Source organism: Thiohalorhabdus sp., from assembly GCF_036628635.1.
Lineage (GTDB): Bacteria > Pseudomonadota > Gammaproteobacteria > Thiohalorhabdales > Thiohalorhabdaceae > Thiohalorhabdus.
This window is the reverse complement of sequence record NZ_JAZKRM010000027.1, coordinates 14,460-30,542: the sequence shown is the minus strand read 5'-3', so window position 1 is coordinate 30,542 and position 16,083 is coordinate 14,460. Positions and strand designations below refer to the sequence as shown.

Here is a 16,083-nt window from a genome sequence, read left to right as displayed (position 1 = left end):
CAATCATCATGAACTGGTCCGAGGTCCTTCCCGAGGCGGTAGCCGAGGCCCATGGCGGGCAGCCGGTGAGCTTGGTCACCGCTGATAGCCGGGCGGTGACGCCCGGGGCCTTGTTCTTCGCCTTGGGCGGGAGCCGGGCCGACGGCCATGACCACATTGGAGAGGCGGTGGCCGCGGGGGCCGTCGGTGTCATCGCCGAGCGGCCGGTGGCGGTGCCGCCCGAGACGGCTTTGGCGGTACATCCTGAAGCACGGCGCCTGCTGGGAGAGGCCGCAGCCCGCCTGCAGGGCCATCCCTCCCGGCAGATGCCTGTGGCAGTGATAACCGGAACCAACGGCAAGACCACGGTTGCTTGGCTCATTGCCGGGTTGTTCCAGCGCGGCGGCTTGGTGGGAACCCTCGGCTGGGGCCGGCCGGGCGCCCTGCACAGCGCCACCGAGACCACCCCCGATCCGGTCACCCTGGAGCAGCGGCTTCGGCTGATGGCCGACGATGGCACCACCGGTGTGGCCATGGAGGCCAGCTCCCACGGTCTGGATCAGCACAGACTCGCCGGTACCGACTTGGCCGGGGCGGTGTGGACCAACCTGAGCCCCGAGCATTTGGACTACCACCGGGATCTCGAGGCCTACCGGGCGGCCAAGCAGCGGGCCCTAGCCCGTCCCGAACTGGGGTTCGCCGTGGTCAATGCCGAGGATCCCGAGGTGACTCACTTCGCCGGGGCTGTGGCACCCGGGGTGGCCCTTTGGCGCTTCGGCGTCGGCCAGGGCGACGTCCGGGCCGATAGCCTGTGCACCCGGGCGGACGGTATCGAGCTGGTCGCCGCCACGCCCCACGGTGCAGTTACCGTCCATTCCGCCCTGGTGGGGGCGGTCAATGTACCCAACCTGCTCGCCGCCGTTGCGGCCGGATTGGCCCTCGGTATGGCGCCGGCGACGGTCGCCGAGCGCCTATCGGGAGTGCCACCGGTGCCCGGCCGCATGGAGGATCTTGGGGCAACCCCGGCCGGGGCCCGGGTTTGGGTGGATTATGCCCATACCGCCGATGCCCTGGAGCGCACCCTTGCCGGCGCCCGCGAGCTTACCGCCAACCGCCTGTGGTGCGTGTTCGGCTGTGGCGGTGAGCGCGACGCCGGCAAGCGACCGGCCATGGGTGAGGTGGCCGGACGGCTCTGCGATCGGGTGGTGCTCACCGCCGACAACCCGCGCGGTGAGGATCCGGCAGCCATCATCGAGGCTATCGCGGCGGGGATTGGCGCCGCCGAGGTCCGGGCCGAGCCCGACCGGGGCGAGGCCATCGGCACCGCCCTGGACTCGGCAACGGCTGGCGATGGGGTGGTGATCGCCGGCAAGGGCCACGAAGCCTATCAGGAGATAGCCGGTCGCCGGGTGCCGTTCAGCGACCGTGAGGTGGTGCGCCAGTGGTTGGCCACCGCCCCGCAAAGGGAGGCCGTGGGCCATGATGACCCTGGCTGAGGTAGCGGCCTGGACCGGTGGCCAGTGCCACGGCGAGGCCAGGCTCCGAGGGGTGGCCACGGACACTCGCCGATTGGAGCCGGGAACGCTTTTTGTGGCCCTGAAGGGGCCCCGCCACGACGGCCACGCTTTCCTAGCCGAGGCAGCCGAGGCGGGGGCAGCCGGAGTATTGGTGGAGGCGGGCCAGGGAGCGGATCTTCCCCGGGTGGAGGTTGCGGACACGGGTCGCGCCCTGCTCGATCTGGCCCGGGAATGGCGGCTGCGAAGCCCGACTAGGGTGGTGGCGGTGACCGGTTCTTGCGGCAAGACCACGGTCAAGGACCTGATCGCCGCCGTCCTGTCGGTCCAGGCCCCGGAAGCGTTCCTAGCCACCCCGGGCAACTGGAACAACACGGTAGGGATGCCGCTGACTTTGCTCGGTTTGGAGGAATACCACCGCTATGCCGCGGTGGAGGTGGGTATCAATGAATGCGGGGAAATGGCCCTGCTGGCCGATACCGCGGCCCCCGACGTAGCTGTGATCACCAATGCTGCCCCTGCCCACCTGGAGGGCCTGGGTTCGCTGGAGGCGGTGGCCGCCGAGAAGGCCCGGCTCCTGGGCGGTCTGGGTCCGGATGGGGTCGCCGTCATCAACGCCGATTCCTCCTTTGCGGATCAGTGGGTGGCGGCCGCTCCGGGGCGGGTGGTGCGCTTCGGCCTGGAAGCCGCCGCCGATATCCGTGGCGAGTGGCAACCCGAGGCCGGCGGGGGCAGGCTTTGGGTCGCTACCCCGGACGGGGAGGTCGAGCTAGCACTGGCCCTGCCCGGGCGGCATAACGCCGTTAATGCCTTGGCCGCCCTGGCCGCTGCCTACGCCCTGGGAATTGCCCCGGAGCGGGCGGCGGCCGGGATGGAGGCGGTGGCCCCCACCGCGGGCCGCTTGCAGATCCGTTCCGGCCCGGGTGGTCTGGTCGTGCTCGACGACACCTACAACGCCAATCCGGAATCGCTGGTGGCGGCGCTGGACGTCCTGACCCAGCAGGGAGGCCACACCTGGGCGGTGCTGGGCGACATGGGCGAGCTCGGCGACGAGAGTGCGGCCTGGCATGCCGAGGCCGGGCTGGCCGCCCGACAGCGGCGGGTTGACAGGCTGATCGCGGTGGGCCGCCTCGCCGCCAATGCCGCCGAGGCCTTCGGGACCGGCGGTTGCATTGCCGCCAATTGGCAGGAGGCCGCCGCCGTCCTGGCCCATGAGGCCGCCGGTGGCGACCGGGTGCTGATCAAGGGGTCGCGCTCCATGGGACTGGAGCGCCTGGTCGCGCAGCTGATGGACCAACCAGGGGAGAAAGGGGCATGCGGCTAGATGCTCTACCACCTTCTCTACGATTACTGGGGGCATCTCCCGGGGTTCTCCCTGTTCCAGTTCATCAGCTTCCGCACCATTGCGGCGACTCTGACCGCCCTGGTGATCTCGTTTCTGGTGGGGCCCTGGATGATCCGCCGATTGACCCGTTTCAACATCGGTCAGACCGTGCGCGAGGAGGGGCCCGAGAGCCATCTTCCCAAGACCGGTACCCCCACCATGGGCGGCGCCCTGATCCTGGTGGCCCTGCTGGGGCCCACCCTGCTATGGGCGGATCTGACCAATCCCTATGTGTGGGTGGTGACCCTGGCCACGGCGGCCTTCGGCCTGCTGGGCCTGTTCGACGATTACCTCAAGCTGACCGAGCAGGATCCCAAAGGTCTCGGCGCCGGGACCAAGTTCGGCGGGCAGCTGGTGGTGGCCACGGCAGCAGCGGTGGGGATGTACCTGGTGGCGAACGACCCGGCGGACACGGCCCTGTCCCTGCCGTTCATCAAGGAGCTGCTGATCCCGCTGGGGTGGGTCTATATCCCGTTGGCGATCCTGGTGGTCGTCGGAGCTTCCAATGCCGTCAATCTCACCGACGGCCTGGATGGTCTGGCCATCTTCCCGGCCCTGATGATCGCCTTCGGCCTCGGCATCTTCGCCTATGTTACCGGCCATGCGGGCTTTGCCGATTACCTCAATATTCCCCACGTGATCGGTGCCGGAGAAATGGCGGTGATCTGCGGCGCCCTGATCGGTGCCGGGCTGGGTTTTCTGTGGTTCAACGCCTATCCGGCCCAGGTTTTCATGGGCGATGTGGGCGCCCTGGCCCTGGGCGCCACCATCGGCCTGGTGGCCGTGGTGGCGCGCCAGGAGATCGAGCTGGTGATTATGGGCGGCATCTTCGTGGTGGAAACGCTGTCGGTGATGATCCAGGTGGCCTCCTATCGGCTGCGCGGGAAGCGGGTGTTCCGCATGGCGCCCCTGCACCACCACTTCGAGCTCCAGGGCTGGCCGGAGCCGCGCATCGTGGTCCGGTTCTGGATCGTTACGGTGATCCTGGTGCTGATTGCTCTGTCCACACTCAAGATCCGGTGAGGGCTGCATGACCGCTACCATCGACCGGCATACTGCACCGCAAGCTGCCGCCCGCGCCGACTGGTCCGGCCGGCCGGTGGCGGTGGTGGGCGCGGGGCGAACCGGGGCCAGTACCGCCCGTTTCCTGACGGCCGCCGGGGCGAGGGTGAGCGTGACGGATAGCCGCATGGCGCCGCCGGCCCTGGAGGAGATGCCGCGCGCCGATGCCCTGGCCGGCCTGGCCCTGGGCGGGCTGGACAGGGAGATGCTGGAGGCGGCCGAGCTGGTGGTGGTCAGCCCGGGCGTGCCCCTGTCGGAGCCGGCCATCCGGGATGCTGCTGCGGCGGGTGCCGAGGTTGTGGGCGATGTCGAGCTGCTTGGTCGCTACGTGGCGGCCCCGGTGGTGGCGGTTACCGGCTCCAACGGCAAGTCCACGGTGACCACCCTGATCGGGGAAATGCTCGCCGCCGCCGGTCGGCGGGTCGCCGTGGGGGGCAATCTGGGCACACCGGTGCTGGACCTGCTAGCGGATGCCGAGGCCGAGGCCTTCGTTGTGGAGGTATCCAGCTTCCAGGCCGAGGCCTTGCGAGAATTCCGGCCGCAGGTTGCAGCGGTGCTCAATCTCAGCGCCGACCACCTCGACCGCTACGCCGATGAGGCCGCCTACTTCGACGCCAAATGGCGGCTTTTGGCCAATATGGGCGAGGGCGACACCGCCGTCCTCGGGGCTGACGACGTCGAGATCCGGCGCCGTGCCGAGGGCCTGCAACCGGGGCCGGCAGTGGCCTGGTTCGGCCTGGGTCCGCCGGCCCGCGGCGGTGCCGGGGTTATGCAAGACGACGTGGAGGCCTGGCTCGCGCTGGGCACCGACAGGGGCCCGGAACCGGTGCTGGCGGTGGCCGAGTGGCCCTTGGTGGGGCTGCCCAACCGCGCCAATGCGGTGGCCGCCCTCGCTGCCGGGGCCGCCCTGGGCCTTCCATCCTCGGCCATGGCCGATGCCCTGCGCCAGTTCCGGGGGCTGGCCCACCGCATGGAGGCGGTGGCCGAGCTCGGGGGAGTGCGCTACGTCAACGACTCCAAGGGCACCAATGTGGGCGCCGTCCAGGCCGCCCTGGAGGGTCTCGACGCTCCCTTCGTCTGGATCGCTGGGGGCGTCGACAAGGGAGGGGATTTCACCGCCCTGGCGCCCGCGCTGCGGCGGAGCGGGCGCCAGGTGGTGCTGCTCGGCGAGGCCGCCGGGGCCATCGCCGCCGCCGTGGCGGAGGTGGTGCCGGTGGTGTTTGCCCGCACCATGCACGAGGCGGTGGCGCGAGCGGCCGAGGCCGCCCAGGCCGGCGACGCCGTGGTGCTTTCGCCGGGTTGCACCAGCTTCGATCAGTACCCCGGATTCGGGGCGAGGGGAGCCGACTTCCGCCGTGCCGTGGCCGCATTGGAGGATGCCCGTGCCGAGCCGTGAGCAGCGCTTGCGCCAAGCCCTTCCCGATACCGCCCTCCTGGGCGCGGCCGCTGGCCTGCTCGCCCTGGGTATGGTGATGGTGTATTCGGCCTCGGCGCCGCTGGCGGCGGAAGAGGTGGGCAGCTCCTTCCAGGTGGTGGCGCGCCAAGCCCTCTACGCCGTGGTGGGAATTTTTGTCGGTATCGGCTGCGCCCTGGTGCTGCCCGAGGCCTGGCGCCGTCTGGCCCCCTGGGTGCTGCTGGCGGGTCTGGTTGCGCTGGTCCTGGTGCTCATTCCCGGGATCGGTGTGGAGGTCAGCGGCGCCAACCGCTGGTTGGCGCTGGGCCCCTTCCGGGTCCAGGTCTCGGAGCCGTTCAAGGTGGCCTTCGTGCTCTACCTGGCTGGTTATATGGTGCGCAAGGGCGAGGGGCACCTGGGCACTTTCACCCATGGCCTGCTGCCCATCCTGGCCATAGCCGGGCTGTCCGCCGGCCTGCTGCTGGTGGAGCCCGACTTCGGAGGCGCGGTCATGGTGGTGGGCACCGGCCTGGTCATGGGCTTTCTAGGCGGCATCCGGCTGCGCCACCTGCTCGCGGCAGGCCTGGCCATCGTGCCGGTGGCCGCCTGGGCGGTGTTCGGCAGTGACTACCGTTATCAACGGGTGGTGGCCTTCTTGGACCCCATGGCCCATCCCCAGGATTCGGGATTCCAGCTGCGCCAGTCGCTGATTGCCTTCGGCCGCGGCGAGTACACCGGGGTGGGTCTAGGCGACGGTATTCAGAAGCTGTTCTACCTGCCTGAGCCCCACACCGATTTCATCTTCGCGGTTATCGGGGAGGAACTGGGATTGGCCGGAACCCTGGGAGTCCTGGCCCTTTACGCCGTTGTCGTCCACCGCGGCTTCGCCATCGCCGGGCGGGCACCGGATGCCTTCAGCCGGCTGGTGGCCCAGGGCCTGACCCTCATCCTAGGCCTCCAGGCTTTGGCCCATATGGGCGTGAACCTGGGGCTGCTTCCTACCAAGGGGCTGACCTTGCCGCTGGTTAGCTACGGTGGCTCCAGTTTGGTAACCACGCTGGCGGCTTTGGGCATTCTGGCCAGCATCGACCGCCACCGCGAGGGCACCAAGAAGCCTTCTCCTTTCGCGGGCCCACGCCCCTTCGGTGATCGCTCACCCTCCCGTGCGGGGGCCACGCCATGAGTAGGGTGGTCATCGCCGCCGGTGGCACCGGAGGCCACGTGTTCCCGGCCCTGGCGGTGGCCGCGGAGCTGCAGGCCCGTGGTGTGGAGGTCCATTTCCTGGGGACGCCGGATGGCTTAGAGACGCGTGCCGTGCCGGCTGCCGGTTTCCCGCTTGAGACCGTGAGCATGCGCGGCCTGCGCGGCGGAGGGTGGCGGCGTTGGACGGCCCTTCCGGCCACTCTGGGGCGGACGGTTTGGGCAGCGGGGTCCGCATTGCGCCGGCTGCGGCCCTCGGCGGTTCTCGCCATGGGCGGCTACGCCGCCGTGCCCGCCGGTTTGGCGGCCCGTCTGGGGGGCCGGAGGTTGGTGGTGCACGAGCAGAACGCGGTCCCGGGCTTGGCGGTTCGCTCCCTGCGGCGACTGGCTGAACGGATCCTGACCGGTTTCCCGGAGGCCGCCGAGGCCCTGGGGCCACGCGCTGAATGGGCGGGCATCCCGGTCCGCCGTCAGCTGTTGGCCCTGCCGGCGCCGGGGCAGCGCTATGGTAACCGCCAGGGACCCTTGCGGGTCCTGGTGTTTGGGGGCAGCCAGGGGGCCCGTTTCTTGAACCGCCAGGTGCCGTCGTGGCTGGCGGCCGGTAGCCGGGCGATCCACGTTTGGCACCAGAGCGGCGAACGCGAGCTGGAGGAAGTGCGCTCTGCCTATTACGAGCACGGGCTGGAGGCCGAGGTGGTGCCCTTCATCGACGACATGGCGGCTGCCTTCGCCTGGGCGGACCTGGCGGTATGCCGGGCTGGAGCGGCCACGGTGGCCGAGCTGGCGGCGGTTGGCTTGCCCGCCGTGCTGGTGCCTTTCCCCTATGCCGTGGACGACCACCAGCGGCGCAATGCCGAGGCCCTGGTGAGCCGCGGTGCCGCCCTGTGTGTGGCGCAGTCCGAATGGGACCCGGTGGCCCTGGGGGCCCGGTTGGATGGCGATTTGGGTGAACGTTCCTGCCTGGCGGAAATGGCCGAGGCGGCCCGCGCCTTCGCCCGGCCCGATGCGGCTGCGGTGGTGGCCGATGCCTGTCTGGGGTGGGAGGAGACCGATCATGCGGCCTGATAAGTCCCTAGAGGCCATGCGCCGGCCGGTGGGTCCCGAGCGCCATCATCGCATCCATTTCGTGGGTATCGGGGGGGTGGGCATGAGCGGCATCGCCGAAGTGCTGCTGGGGCTGGGTTACCCGGTCTCCGGCTCCGACCTCAAGGAATCGCCCACGGTGGTCCATCTGCGCGACCTGGGCGCGGATATCCACTTGGGTCACGAGGCGGCCAACATCGCTGAGGTGGATGTGGTGGTGACCTCAACGGCGGTGAGCCGGACCAACCCCGAGGTGGCCGCAGCGTGCGCCCGGGGCATACCAGTCATTCCCCGGGCGGAGATGCTGGCCGAGCTCATGCGCTTCAAGCGCGGGGTGGCCGTGGCTGGCACCCACGGCAAGACCACGACCACCTCGCTGGTGGCCACCCTGCTCCACGAGGGCGGACTGGACCCCACCATGGTGATCGGTGGCCGGCTCAACGCCATTTCGGGCACGGGCATGCTGGGTGAGGGGGACTACCTGGTGGCCGAGGCCGACGAATCCGACGCCTCGTTCCTTTACCTGCATCCGCAGGTGGCCGTGGTAACGGGTATGGATCCGGACCACATGGATACCTACGGCGGCGATCCCCAGGAGCTGGAGGCCGCTTTCCTCCAGTTCCTCCAGCAGGTGCCCTTCTACGGGCTGGCCGTGCTGTGCCTGGACCACCCCCGGGTGCGGGCCATGCTGCCGAGCCTTTCCAAACCGTGGGTTACCTATGGGTTCGACCCGGCGGCGGACTACCAGGCATGCAACCTGGCGGCCGAAGGGGCGCATACCCGTTTTGAGTGCTGGCAGCGAGGTGCTGAGCAGCCGCTGCTGACGGTAACCCTCAATCTGGCCGGGCGCCACAATGTTCAAAACGCCGTCGCCGCCATTGCGGTGGCCCATCACCTGGGGGTGGCCCCCGATGCCATCCGCCGTGGCCTGGAGCAGTTTTCCGGGGTGGGTCGGCGCATGCAGGTGCGCGGCGAGCGCGATGGGGTGCTTTACGTGGACGACTACGGCCACCATCCCGAGGAGATTCGCCTCACCCTCGAGGCTATGCGTGAGGCCTGGCCCGACCGGCGCCTGGTGGTAGCCTTTCAGCCCCACCGCTATACCCGTACCCGCGACCTGCTGGAAGAGTTCGGCGCCGCTTTTGACGCCGCCGATGTTCTCTTGGTGGGGGAGGTCTATTCGGCCGGGGAGGCTCCCATCGAAGGCGCTTTCGGTGCCGACCTGCACGCCGCGGTGCTGCACCGGGGGCATCCCGACGCCCGGTTTTCGGGATCCCTGACCGATCTGGCGGCGGACCTCGCCGAGCGGACTGGCCCCGGGGACGTGGTGCTGACCCTGGGTGCCGGGGACATCGGCAGCCTGGCCGGGAAGCTGTGCCCGCAAGCGGAGGCCTCGGCATGAGCGCGGCAGCCCGGACACGAAATCCACAGGTGCGCTATGAGGTGCCCATGGCCCCCCGGACCACCTGGCGGGCCGGCGGGAGCGCTGACCGCTTGTTCGCCCCCAAGACCCTGGCTGATCTGCAGGCCTTCCTGGCCTCTGGGTCGGTGGTGGGGCCGCTGACTTGGGTGGGGCACGGATCCAACCTGTTGGTGCGTGACGGCGGTTTGGGAGGCACCGTCATCTGCACCCGCAACGGGCCCAAGGCCCTGGAGCAGCTGGGCGAAACCACCGTGCGGGCGGAGGCCGGGGTCAGCTCGGCTCGCGTAGCGCGCTTCTGCGCCGATGCGGGCTTGGCGGGGGCGGAGTTCCTCGCCGGCATCCCCGGTGCAGTGGGTGGGGCACTGGCCATGAACGCCGGCGCCTATGGCTGGGAGATGGCCGATGTCTTGGCCGCCGCGGAGGTGATCGACCACGGCGGCAATGTCCGCAGGGCCGAACCGTCGGAACTCGACCTGGGCTATCGCCGCACGCGGCTTGCCGAGGGTGAATGGTTTGTGGCCGCCCACTTGCGCCTTACTCCCGGTTACCCGGAAGCCATCCGGGCCCGGACCAAGGAGCTGTTGGCCCACCGGGAGGCCACGCAGCCGATCAACCTGGCCAATGCCGGCTCGGTGTTCCGCAACCCCGAGGGCGATTACGCGGCTCGGCTGATCGAGACCGCCGGCCTCAAGGGCACTCGGGTGGGGGGCGCCGAGGTTTCCGAGTGCCACGCCAATTTCATCGTCAACCGCGGGGCGGCCACCGCCACCGACATCGAGGGCCTGATCCGGCTGATCCAACAACGGGTCGAGGCGGTGCATGGGGTGGTGCTAATCCCGGAGGTCCGGATCATGGGACGGGAGCCATGACGGTGGCGGTGCTCTACGGGGGCCCCAGCGAGGAGCGGGCGATCAGCGTGGACAGCGGTTCCGCCGTGGCTGCTGCCCTGGAGCGCCGGGGCTACCGGGTGGCCCGGATCGATGTCGGGGCCGACCTGCCCGAGCGGTTGCGGGAAACCGGTGCCGAGCGCGCCTGGGTGGCCCTGCATGGGCCCTTCGGGGAGGACGGTGTGGTTCAGGGGTGTCTGGAGACCCTTGGCGTTCCCTACACCGGCTCCGGGGTTTTGGGCTCGGCCCTGGCTATGGACAAGCTGCGCTCCAAACAGGTTTGGCAGGCCGCTCAGATCCCTACGCCGCCGGTGGTCGACCTTGCCAGCGAGCCGTACGATACGGTTGCGGCCCGGCTTGGCTGGCCGGTGATGGTCAAGCCGGCGGCTAGCGGTAGCTCCTTGGGATTGCAGCGCGTGGACCAAGCGGTCGATCTGGCGTCAGCTCACGAGGCCGCGCGGGTTTACGACGATACGGTTCTGGCGGAGGCCTGGGTGGCGGGCACCGAGGTCACCGTGGGTGTTCTGGACGGCGAGCCACTCCCCGTGCTGCGGCTGAAGATAACGCGCGGATTCTACGACTATACCGCCAAGTACGACAGCGGTGCCGGCACCGAATACCACCAGCCCACCGGCCTGGGCGAGGTGGTGGAAGGGCAGTGTCAGCGGGTAGCACTGGCCGCCTTTTGGGCCCTGGGCTGTGACGGCTGGGGAAGGGTGGATCTCATGGTGGGTGAGGCTGGGCTCCAGGTGATCGAGGTGAACACCATTCCGGGCATGACCGAGCACAGCCTGGTACCCAAGGCGGCGGCGCACGCCGGCATCGGCTTCGACGAACTGGTGGAGCGTATCCTTGGCACGGCAACGACGGCCCGAGGGTAAGAAACCGAGCCGGCTTCACCTGCCGGTGCGGCTGCGCTACCTGGTGGTAGCGGGGCTGGTGGTTGCTGCCGGTGTGGCGGTGGCCGGCCAAATGGACGCCCTGCGGACCTGGCTTGACCGGCAGTTCCCGGTGACCGGAATGGCCGTGGCCATGGAGCTACGCCATGAGGATCCGGATGCCCTGGCCCATTGGCTGGCCGAGCGGTTGCGTGGAGGCTTCTTCACCGCCGATTTGGGGCGGCTCCAGGGGGCTCTGGAGGAGCGGCCCTGGGTCCGTGAGGCCCGGTTGCGGCGGCGCTGGCCCGGGAAGCTGGTGGTCGCGATAACGGAGCACCGCCCGGTGGCCCGCTGGCGCCCGGGGCCTAGGGCCGGTTGGCGGCTGGTAAACGCGCAAGGGGCGGTCTTTCGCCCCGAGGATCCGGCGGTGGGCGGTTTGCCCCGTTTGGAAGGGCCGCGGGCGCGGCTGGAGGAGCTGCGCAGTCGCCTGGCCGTGCTGAAGGGCCGCTTAGGCCAGGGGCCCCGGGTCTCGGGGTTAAGGGTGGACGCGCGGGGAGACTGGACGGCGCATCTGGGTGAGGGGATCACAGTCCGTTTCGGAAGGGACAGCTGGTCCCGCCGCCTGGAGCGGCTGATGCGAGTAAGTCGCGGCTGGGGGTTGCTGGAGCGGACCGTGACCCGGATCGATCTCCGGTACCCCGACGGCATCGCCGTCGCCGTTGCCGAAGGCGCTCGGTCGGGACTGCAGAAGGGGGAGCAGGCGAGTACGGGCGGGCTGCCACCGGCGGCCCGGTTGGTCAATGGCGCAAGCTCGCAACCAGCGGGCCTTAAGGGCCGGATATGAGCAGGAATCCAGAGAACCACCTGATCGTCGGACTCGACATCGGAACTTCCAAGGTATGCGCGGTTGTCGGCAGCCGAACCGTCGATGGCGATTTGGAGATTATCGGCATCGGCCGGCATCCCAGCCGCGGCCTGCGCAAAGGGGTGGTGGTCAACATCGAGTCGACGGTGGCCTCCATCCGAGCCGCGGTGGAGGAAGCCGAGCTCATGGCCGGCTGCACCATCGATGCGGTATACGCCGGCATCGCCGGTAGCCACATCCGTGGCCATAACTCCCAGGGGGTGGTGGCCATCAAGAACCAGGAAGTGGACGAGGCCGATGTCCAGCGGGTGATCGACAACGGCAAGGCCTTCGCCCTGCCCACCGATCAGAAGGTTCTGCACGTCCTCCCCCAGGAGTTCATTATCGACAACCAGGAAGGGGTGCGCGAGCCCATCGGTATGTCGGGGGTACGCCTAGAGGCCAAGATCCACGTCATTACCGGGGCGGTTTCGGCGGTGCAGAACATTATCAAATGCGTTCGCCGCTGCGAGCTCGATGTCAACGATGTGGTTCTGGAACAGGTGGCCTCCGCCGAATCGGTACTTTCCGAGGACGAGCGCGAGCTCGGGGTGTGCATGGTCGACATCGGCGGCGGCACCTCCGACATCGCCGTCTATACTCAGGGCAGCCTGCGCCATACTGCGGTACTGCCGGTGGGCGGTGACCAGATCACCAACGACATCGCCTTCGCCCTGCGCACCCCTACCTGGGCGGCGGAGGAAATCAAACAGAACTACGGCTGTGCCCTTACCGACCTGATCACGGAGGACGAGGAGATCGACGTGCCCTCGGTGGGCGGCCGGGAGCCGCGCAAGCTAGCGCGCCAGACGCTGGCGGAAATTATTCAACCGCGGGTGGAGGAGCTCTACGGCCTGGTTCAGGAAGAGCTTCGGCGCTCGGGGCTGGAGGAGGTGGTGGCGTCCGGGATCGTGCTCACGGGCGGCTCCAGCCAGACCGAAGGCATGCAGGAGTTGGCGGAGGAGGTCTTCCACGCCCCGGTCCGGATCGGGTGGCCGGAAGGCGTGGGCGGGCTCAACGATGTGGTGCGTAACCCGATGTACGCTACGGGAGTGGGGCTGGTGCTTTTCGGGCTCCGGCACGGCGGGGACCCAGCGGTCCGCGACTGGTCCGGAACAGGGTGGAAAACGCTGGTGAAACGCATGCGGGCCTGGTTCCGCGAAAATTTCTGATCACGGCTAGGCCGGCAAGCGCGCAGGAGGAGGCAAGGCCATGTTCGAACTGGCAGATACCACGGGGCAGGACAACGCCACCATCAAGGTCATCGGTGTAGGCGGCGGCGGCGGCAACGCCATCGCCAACATGGTTGCGTCGAACCTTGATGGGGTGGAATTCATCGTCGCCAACACCGACGCTCAGGCATTGCGGCGGGTCAACATCGAGAACCGCATCCAGCTCGGGGCCAACATCACCAAGGGGCTGGGGGCCGGGGCGTCGCCTGAGATCGGCCGCCAGGCGGCAGAGGAGGATCGGGATCGGATTCGGGAGGTGGAAGCCGGCGCCGACATGGTGTTTATCACCGCCGGTATGGGCGGTGGTACGGGCACCGGAGCGGCCGCTATCTTTGCTCAGGAGGCCAAGGAGCAGGGCATCCTGACCGTGGCGGTGGTTACCAAGCCCTTCGACTTCGAGGGCAAAAAGCGCCTGCAGCAGGCCGAAGCCGGCATCGAGGCCCTGTCCAAGCACGTCGACTCGGTGATCACCATCCCCAACGAAAAGCTGCTTCAGGTCATGGGCCGTAAGGCGAGTCTGCTGGACGCCTTCAAGCGCGCCGATGATGTCCTCCTAGGGGCCGTCCAGGGTATCTCTGAGCTGATCACCCGGCCGGGGCTGATCAACGTCGACTTCGCCGACGTCCGTACCGTCATGTCGGAGATGGGCATGGCGGTCATGGGCTCCTCGGCGGCCATGGGCGATGACCGCGCCGAGGAGGCGGCCAACCACGCCATCTCCAGCCCGCTGCTGGAGGATATGGATCTGTCCGGCGCCAAGGGGGTGCTGGTCAATGTCACCGCCGGCATGGACATGGCCATCAGCGAGTTCGAGGCGGTAGGCAATGTCATGCGGGAGTTTGCCTCCGAGGACGCCAACGTGGTCATGGGCACGGTGCTCGATCCCGAGCTGTCCGATGAGCTGCGGGTCACCGTGGTGGCTACCGGTCTGGGCGAGGCCAAAAGGGACAAGGCGCGCTCCAAGCCCCAGGCGGCGCCCGCCCCGGTTAAGAAGGAGGCCAACGAAAGCCTGGATACCCCGACTTACCTGCGGCGCCAGCGGGAAGCCCAACAGAGTGGGGTGGACCAGGATGACCTGGATATTCCGGCCTTTCTTCGCAAGCAGGCGGATTAAGGGGCGCGTTTCCTTGTCCGTGGATTTGCGTTAGAATAGGTTAAAATTCGACTGCCCGGCTCCGGGATTCAGGTGGCCTTCTTTCGGTAAATTTCGTTTGCCCGGGGATAGCCTGAAGGCTGGTGGATGGATTTGGCCTTCCCCTATCCATACCGGAAACGTGTCAATCAATGCGAGGCGTCATGGTCGCTCAGCGGACACTGCGGAACTCCATCCAGGGGGCTGGCATCGGGCTCCATTCCGGAGAAAAGGTAGCTATCACCCTTCATCCGGCTCCCGAGGATACCGGTATCATCTTCCGGCGTGCTGATCTGCCGGAATGCCCCGAGATCCCCGCCTGGGTGGACAATGTGGTGGATACAACGCTGTGCACCACGCTGGGGGTCAATGGCATCCGGGTGGCGACGGTCGAGCACCTTATGGCTGCTTTTGCGGGCTTGGGAATCGACAACGCCTACATCGATCTGGCGGGGGCCGAGGTGCCCATCATGGACGGCTCGGCAGCCCCTTTCGTATTCCTTCTGCAGTGTGCCGGCGTCCGCGAGATGGAGGCCGCTAAGCGCTTCATACGCATCAAGAAGCGAGTGGAGGCCAGCGACGAGGACCGCTGGGTAAGCTTCGAACCCTGTGACTGCCTACGGATCCAGTTTGCCATCGATTTCGACCATCCCCTTATCCGGGATAACGGCGAGGTCTCCGTGGACTTCTCCGAGACCGCCTTCACTCGCGAGGTGAGCCGGGCCCGCACCTTTGGTTTCTACCGTGACGTGGAATGGCTCCAGGAGCAGGGGGCCGCGCTCGGGGGTAATCTCGACAACGCGGTTGTGGTGGACGATCACCGGGTGCTAAACGAGGAAGGCCTGCGCTACCACGACGAGTTCGTGCGTCATAAGGTGCTTGACTCCATCGGCGATCTATACCTCCTGGGCCATCCCGTTCTGGGGCTGTTCCGGGGCCACAAGTCGGGCCACGCCCTCAACAATCGCTTGCTTAGGGCGGTTATGGCCGATAGCGAGGCCTGGGAGTATGTCGAGCGGGATGACAGCGCCATCGAGCCCAGTCCTTTCCCCGATCCGCTCCCCTCCTACTAGCGGGCCGGACCCCCCGCGCCGTTGCCACAGCCTATAATGGGCTAGCCCATGTTCCTGCTGCGCGCCGCCCTGGCTCTGTTTGGCCTGGCTGTTCTGGTGGGCCTACTGATGTGGGTGCTAACCAGTGAGCGCGTTTATCTTCGCTGGGCCGGCCGGCTTGCCTTGGTGCTGCTGGTGCTGGCGCTGGTATGGCTTGGCGTTATATTCGGGTCCCGCCTGCTGGTGTTGAATCCCCTTTAGTCACCTTCTTCCGAGGGTGCTAAATGGCCCGCAAGCCGCTCTAAAGCGGCGCGGAGCTCGGGGTCGGTCACCTCCGCCGCCGATTCCACCACGCCGTTGGCGGCCTGCCGGCTATAGTGTCGGTGGCGGTGTCGCCTCGCAGCTACCTCCTGCGGTTGCACCTGGGCCCGAACCCCGTTTAGGTTCGACCACCCGGCCTTCTGAATTCGCTTAGCAATGACCGGCCCTTCGAACCGGAGGCGGCTGGCGGCCGCAGGGCTGGTGACCCCCACCATCAGCTCCGCGCCCCGCCAGCCTAGGACCCAGCTATTGTCCCGCCACCGGTCGCCGGCCGCCTGGTACCAGGCGTCGTTGAGCTCGCCCAGCTCGGCCACACCCTTGCCCAGGTCGTGGCGCACTAGCAGGTCGCGCAGGGCATTAGCAAGATGGTCAGGGTGGTTGCCGAATCGGGTCATAGGGGGTCGGTACCGGATCGGGCGAGGGGTGTTGGCTTCCCAAGGTTTCCCAGTTTTGCTAGGTTTTAGAATACGTAGGTTTGGCTTGGGCTGCCATCCCCCCGAAATAAGGTAAGGGCTCGTGCCACGTAATTGTAACGAAAGCTATTGCCTGGTGCTTACCCGGGGAGCGACAGGGCGACCCTGGCATATCAGTTTCAGTCGAAAGGCCCTGGCGGGTTCTGTTGTTACCGGGGTAGTTTTC

At 68.0% G+C, this 16,083-nt stretch carries 15 protein-coding genes; 14 read left to right on the top strand and 1 reads right to left on the bottom strand.

Features of this window, described 5'->3' with window-relative positions:
- From V5A19_RS09730 to V5A19_RS09665, 14 genes are all read left to right on the top strand, one after another.
- On the top strand, positions 1-1,475 hold a 1,475-nt coding region (locus V5A19_RS09730; RefSeq protein WP_332327774.1), incomplete at its 5' end, for a UDP-N-acetylmuramoyl-L-alanyl-D-glutamate--2,6-diaminopimelate ligase.
- Positions 1,459-2,817, top strand: coding sequence for a UDP-N-acetylmuramoyl-tripeptide--D-alanyl-D-alanine ligase (locus V5A19_RS09725; RefSeq protein WP_332318574.1), 1,359 nt, complete (start codon positions 1,459-1,461; stop codon positions 2,815-2,817). The genes V5A19_RS09730 and V5A19_RS09725, both read left to right, overlap by 17 nt.
- Positions 2,818-3,900 (top strand): phospho-N-acetylmuramoyl-pentapeptide-transferase, encoded by a 1,083-nt coding sequence (mraY, locus tag V5A19_RS09720; protein ID WP_332318575.1) that lies wholly within the window; start codon positions 2,818-2,820, stop codon positions 3,898-3,900. It abuts the gene before it with no gap.
- A 7-nt stretch (positions 3,901-3,907) separates the two neighbouring features.
- Complete coding sequence (gene murD / locus V5A19_RS09715) at positions 3,908-5,335, top strand: UDP-N-acetylmuramoyl-L-alanine--D-glutamate ligase (RefSeq protein ID WP_332318576.1); 1,428 nt, start codon at positions 3,908-3,910, stop codon at positions 5,333-5,335.
- Complete coding sequence (ftsW, locus tag V5A19_RS09710; protein ID WP_332318577.1) at positions 5,322-6,515, top strand: putative lipid II flippase FtsW; 1,194 nt, start codon at positions 5,322-5,324, stop codon at positions 6,513-6,515. Before murD ends, ftsW begins: the two co-directional genes overlap by 14 nt.
- A complete protein-coding gene (gene murG / locus V5A19_RS09705) occupies positions 6,512-7,597 on the top strand; it encodes an undecaprenyldiphospho-muramoylpentapeptide beta-N-acetylglucosaminyltransferase (RefSeq protein ID WP_332318578.1) in 1,086 nt (361 codons plus the stop codon). Before ftsW ends, murG begins: the two co-directional genes overlap by 4 nt.
- Positions 7,587-9,017, top strand: a complete 1,431-nt coding sequence (gene murC / locus V5A19_RS09700) for a UDP-N-acetylmuramate--L-alanine ligase (RefSeq protein WP_332318579.1) — start codon at positions 7,587-7,589, stop codon at positions 9,015-9,017. The genes murG and murC overlap by 11 nt, the downstream gene beginning before the upstream one ends.
- Complete coding sequence (murB, locus tag V5A19_RS09695; protein ID WP_332318580.1) at positions 9,014-9,907, top strand: UDP-N-acetylmuramate dehydrogenase; 894 nt, start codon at positions 9,014-9,016, stop codon at positions 9,905-9,907. Before murC ends, murB begins: the two co-directional genes overlap by 4 nt.
- Positions 9,904-10,806, top strand: a complete 903-nt coding sequence (locus V5A19_RS09690) for a D-alanine--D-alanine ligase (protein ID WP_332318581.1) — start codon at positions 9,904-9,906, stop codon at positions 10,804-10,806. Before murB ends, V5A19_RS09690 begins: the two co-directional genes overlap by 4 nt.
- Positions 10,778-11,647, top strand: a complete 870-nt coding sequence (locus V5A19_RS09685) for a cell division protein FtsQ/DivIB (protein WP_332318582.1) — start codon at positions 10,778-10,780, stop codon at positions 11,645-11,647. The genes V5A19_RS09690 and V5A19_RS09685 overlap by 29 nt, the downstream gene beginning before the upstream one ends.
- The gene (ftsA, locus tag V5A19_RS09680; RefSeq protein WP_332318583.1) at positions 11,644-12,879 is read left to right on the top strand and encodes a cell division protein FtsA; all 1,236 of its coding nucleotides are present in this window, start codon (positions 11,644-11,646) and stop codon (positions 12,877-12,879) included. Before V5A19_RS09685 ends, ftsA begins: the two co-directional genes overlap by 4 nt.
- 40 nt (positions 12,880-12,919) lie before the next feature.
- Positions 12,920-14,053 carry a cell division protein FtsZ gene (gene ftsZ / locus V5A19_RS09675; protein WP_332318584.1) on the top strand — a complete coding sequence of 378 codons (1,134 nt, stop codon included), beginning with the start codon at positions 12,920-12,922 and terminating at the stop codon, positions 14,051-14,053.
- A 182-nt stretch (positions 14,054-14,235) separates the two neighbouring features.
- A complete protein-coding gene (gene lpxC / locus V5A19_RS09670; protein WP_332318600.1) occupies positions 14,236-15,144 on the top strand; it encodes a UDP-3-O-acyl-N-acetylglucosamine deacetylase in 909 nt (302 codons plus the stop codon).
- A gap of 48 nt (positions 15,145-15,192) precedes the next feature.
- Positions 15,193-15,384 carry a hypothetical protein gene (locus V5A19_RS09665; protein WP_332318585.1) on the top strand — a complete coding sequence of 64 codons (192 nt, stop codon included), beginning with the start codon at positions 15,193-15,195 and terminating at the stop codon, positions 15,382-15,384.
- On the opposite strand, the gene V5A19_RS09660 is transcribed toward V5A19_RS09665, so the two are convergent.
- A complete protein-coding gene (locus V5A19_RS09660) occupies positions 15,381-15,839 on the bottom strand; it encodes a DciA family protein (RefSeq protein ID WP_332318586.1) in 459 nt (152 codons plus the stop codon). The genes V5A19_RS09665 and V5A19_RS09660 overlap by 4 nt on opposite strands.
- Between the last annotated feature and the right edge of the window lie 244 nt (positions 15,840-16,083).